We start from the raw sequence: 4,009 nt of genomic DNA on the forward strand, positions 1-4,009 counted from the left end.
GCCAGAAGGGCGTCCAGGTTTGTCTTCACACACTGACCAACGGGCGCCCTTCGCCATGGTCGCGACCAGCACACACATCGGACTCATTCATCTAGGGCGCGATGGTCACGGTGGTCTCGACGGCTTTGTTCGGATTCGACGCGCAGGCCATGTAGATGCGCTCCGTGGTTCCGCGCTTGGCAAGTTCGTTGATGTTGGTTATGCCGACAAGCGTTCCCGGAGGGTACTCTCCCGTGGCGTCGGGCTTGAGCTCCGTAATCCCGATGGGGGATCTCGCCGTGGTCTCGCCGCCGATGAGCGCGCCCTCGGCACGCCCACCCTTGCTGGGGTCCTCGCAGTTACGCAAGGTCAGGATGACGGTTTGTCAAGCCCCGGGTTTCGTGGATAGTCAGTTATCTGGTTTTCTGGAGTGACGCAGGGGGTTCGGCCGCGTAGTAGGCGGCCTCGTGTTCGGCGGGGGTGATGTGGCCGAGCTCGCCGTGCAGGCGTCGCTGGTTGAACCAGTCGACGTACTCGGCGACGGCGATCTCGACGTCGTTGAGGGACGTCCAGGGGCCCTTGTTGCGGATCAATTCGGCCTTGAACAAGCTGTTGAAAGCCTCGGCGAGGGCGTTGTCATATGAGTCGCCCTTGGAGCCGACCGAGGCCACGGCGGCTTCCTGCTCGAGGCGTTCGGTGTAGCGGATGGCACGGTATTGAACACCGCGGTCCGAGTGGTGTGTGAGGCCGGTGAGGTCGGCGCCGGTGTGCCGGCGGCGCCAGATCGCCATCTCCAACGCGTCGAGGGCGAGGTCGGTGTAGAGGCTGGTGGCGACCTGCCAGCCGACGACCATGCGGGAGAAAACGTCGATGACGAAGGCCGCGTAGACCCAGCCAGAGAAGGTTCTGATGTAGGTGATGTCGGCAACCCACAGCTGGTTGGGAGCAGTTGCAGTGAACTGCCGCTCGACCAGGTCGGCGGGCCGGTCGGTCTCCGGGGCGGGCCGGGTGGTGCGCGGGCTCTTGGCCCGGATCACGCCGCGCAGTCCCGCCTCTTTCATGAGGCGTTCGACCGTGCAGCGGGCCACCTCGACTCCCTCGCGGACCAGAGCGGCATGGATCTTGCGGGCCCCGTAGTCGCCGTAGTTGTCGGCGTGGATCCGGCGTATCTGTTCGGTGAGCTCGGCATCGCGCAGGCTGCGGGCCGACGGCGGGCGGCTGTGGGCGGCGTAGTAGGTGCTCGGCGCGATCGGCGCGTCAGTCTCGGCGAGGACGTCGCAGATCGGCTGGACGCCGAACGTCTCCTTGTACTGGTCGATGTAGGCGACCTTCATCGCAGTGGACGGTCCAGCTCCGCGGCGAAGAAAGCCGAGGCGGACTTCAATATCGCGTTCGCCCGCCGCAGTTCCTTCACCTCCCGCTCCAGTTCCGCGATCCGGGCGGCCTCCGCGCTGGTGGTCCCGGCGACGGTGCCCTCGTCGGTCTCCGCCCGCTTGACCCACCCCCGCAGTGCCTCGGGGTGCACGTTCAGCTGGTCGGCGAACCGCTTGATCGCTCCGGCCCGGCCAGCCGGGTCCTTGCGTGCCTCGATGGCCAGACGCGTTGCGCGTTCACGCAGTTCGTCGGGGTACTTACGGGGAGCAGCCATGATCGGCATCCTTCCGGGTCTTGATGATCTCCATCAAACCCGGGGCGGTTCAACCTGGAGGACTGGAAGTGGGGTGCCACGCTCTCCGGAGCGCCGCAAGGCGGAGTGGCTTCCCCGGTCCTGTCCAACATCTACCTGCACAAGCTGGATGAGTTTGTCGAGACAGTTCTGATTCCGGAGTACACCCGAGGGAAGCGCCGGGCCCGGAACCCGGCCTATCTGGAGTTGCAGAATCTGCTGGCGAAATCTCGCCGGCGCGGCGACCGGGTCCAGGCCCGTGCGTTGCGTCAGCGGATGGTCAGTCTGCCGAGCGCGGATCCGAACGATCCGGCATTTCGCAGGCTGCGCTACATACGCTATGCGGACGATCATCTCCTTGGTTTCACCGGACCGAAAGCCGAGGCCGAGCAGATCAAGCAACACCTGGCCCAGTTCCTGCGCGACGAACTCAAGCTGGAGCTGTCCCAGGAAAAGACGCTGATCACTCATGCCCGCACCGGGGCAGCGAGGTTTCTCGGCTACGAGATCACGACCCAGCACAACGACACGAAGAAGACTGGCCGTTACCGTCGGGTCAACGGTCAGATCGCTCTCCGTGTCCCACGGGTTGTGATGAAGGCCAAGTGCGCCCCCTATCTCGCCCGCGGAGAACCCGCGAAGAAGACGGCCCTGATCAACAGCAGCGATCATGCGATCGTGGCGACCTTCGGAACCGTTTACCGGGGCATTGCCCAGTACTACCTGCTCGCCGGAGATGTCTTCCGGCTGCACCGGCTGCAATGGGTCATGGAAACGTCGATGCTCAAGACCCTTGCCGCCAAGCACCGTTCGTCAGTGTCGAAGATGGCCGCCAAGCACAAGGCCAGAATTGTCACGCCCAACGGGTCCCGGGTGTGCTTCGAGGCCGTGTCGAGCGGAAGAACAGGAAACCACTGGTGGCACGGTTCGGTGGGATTCCCCTCCAACGGCAGCGAGCGGCGGAACTTGCCGACTGCGAGCCGGTAAGGGCGGACTATCCGCAGAAGGAACTCATCGCGAGACTCCTGGCGGATACCTGCGAGATCTGCGGAAGCATAGGCAACGTGCAAGTGCACCACGTCCGTGCTCTCGCCGACCTCGCACATGCCGGATGGCAGCCTTCCGACTGGGCGCGCGTCATGCTTCACCGACGACGCACAACGGTCGTGGCCTGCGACATCTGCCACGACCGTATCCGTTCAGAACGGCCAGCCAGATCACTCACGCCGTAGTCACTGGAGAGCCGGATGACCGGGAAACCGTCATGTCCGGTTCGGCGGGAGGCCGCGCGGAACAGGACTCGCCCCACGGCGAGCACCTCACCGCGCGGCCGACCCAACCGCCCATCTGCACTGGTTCCGCCGGCTGCGGATCCGCTGGGAGATCCGCGACGACTTCCACGAAGCCTTCCTCATCCTTGGATGCGCGCTCATCTGCTGGCGACGGCTCGCGTCATTGCCACCGACAGGTGATGCACGGAGTCCGGGGAGTCCCGCGTCAGGGTGGTCCGCCGGGCGCCGCTACGATCCCGGCCCATGGAGAACGAGAAGCGGGAGACCGAACCGGGACCAGCCGGTGTCGAGCTGGCCTATGTTCCCGCCCGGGCCGACGTAGCAGAGGCGCTGCGCGCGCGGACCGGTCCCACCGCACCCTGGCGCACTCCACTGGTCGCCGGGCTGGTCATGGTCGCCCTTCTCGTCGTTCTGCTGATGCTCGCGGCGCCAAGAGGCGTTATGGCCGGGGTGGCGGTGGTGGTGACGGTCCAGTGGACAGCGTTGGGAGGACTCGCGAGCGGGTGGGTGAAACAGCGGTACCGAGTACGGCAGCTGACCACGTACGTGAGTTCGCACGGCGGGTACACCATGCGGGCGGACGACGACGGCATACATACCGCCACGGCAATCATGGAGAGCAGAATCCCCTGGACGTCGTTCCGCCATTGCATCGAGACGGCGAACCTCTTCGTGCTGATCATCGACGACACGGTGGGCGGCATGGTTGTGTTGCCGAAGCGTGGACTACGTGACGGGTCGGACGTCGATGGGATGCGGGCGGTCATCTCGCGGCATCTCCCACCACCCCCGTCCGGCGGCTGACCAGGTAGCGGCACCCGCGTCGGCCTGACCCCTGACCGGGTGTACCAGCACAGAAGTAACATTCCGCATTCCGTTAGGAGTTCTAAGGGCTGACCTGCAGTACCCACCGGGCGCGTGACAGCTACGGCACCTCGCTGCGTTGTCGAATCGTCCCGATACATCCAGTATTGGGGTGGCTCTCCGCCTTGCGATGTACCGCATCTGACGCCGCGCGCTGGTCCGCCGGGTATTGCGGGACAGCCCTTAGGTGGGTGGTTGGCGGTAGATG

Annotated in this window: 3 protein-coding genes, 2 pseudogenes and 1 other annotated feature; of the genes and pseudogenes, 3 read left to right on the top strand and 2 right to left on the bottom strand. The window is 65.2% G+C overall.

Annotated elements, in window-relative coordinates; genetic code table 11:
- Positions 1-91: 91 nt before the first annotated feature.
- Complete coding sequence (locus ACZ6ZQ_RS38300; protein WP_469773159.1) at positions 92-346, bottom strand: hypothetical protein; 255 nt, start codon at positions 344-346, stop codon at positions 92-94.
- A gap of 46 nt (positions 347-392) precedes the next feature.
- Positions 393-1,627, bottom strand: a protein-coding gene (locus ACZ6ZQ_RS38305; protein WP_469773160.1) for an IS3 family transposase whose coding sequence is annotated in 2 segments (ribosomal slippage) — positions 393-1,348 and positions 1,348-1,627 — 1,236 coding nt in all. Because the reading frame shifts where the segments join, the coding sequence is not laid out codon by codon here.
- Positions 1,221-1,349: a sequence feature (AL1L pseudoknot), on the bottom strand. Its footprint overlaps the gene before it by 129 nt.
- 54 nt (positions 1,628-1,681) lie before the next feature.
- On the opposite strand from ACZ6ZQ_RS38305, the pseudogene ACZ6ZQ_RS38310 reads away from it, so the two are divergent.
- The 3 genes and pseudogenes from ACZ6ZQ_RS38310 to ACZ6ZQ_RS38320 all read left to right on the top strand — a co-directional run.
- Positions 1,682-2,877 (top strand): annotated as a pseudogene (locus ACZ6ZQ_RS38310) (reverse transcriptase/maturase family protein); the annotation flags it as partial.
- Positions 2,878-2,992: 115 nt separating this feature from the next.
- Positions 2,993-3,085 (top strand): annotated as a pseudogene (locus tag ACZ6ZQ_RS38315) (IS5/IS1182 family transposase); the annotation flags it as partial.
- A 95-nt stretch (positions 3,086-3,180) separates the two neighbouring features.
- Complete coding sequence (locus ACZ6ZQ_RS38320) at positions 3,181-3,741, top strand: YcxB family protein (RefSeq protein ID WP_469773161.1); 561 nt, start codon at positions 3,181-3,183, stop codon at positions 3,739-3,741.
- Positions 3,742-4,009 lie beyond the last annotated feature (268 nt).

This window comes from Streptomyces sp. NPDC053673 (genome assembly GCF_055585225.1).

Excerpts from the sequence above, each read along its gene's own strand:
- ACZ6ZQ_RS38320 (WP_469773161.1), top strand. The coding sequence starts at position 3,181 with ATGGAGAACGAGAAGCGGGAGACCGAACCGGGACCAGCCGGTGTCGAG.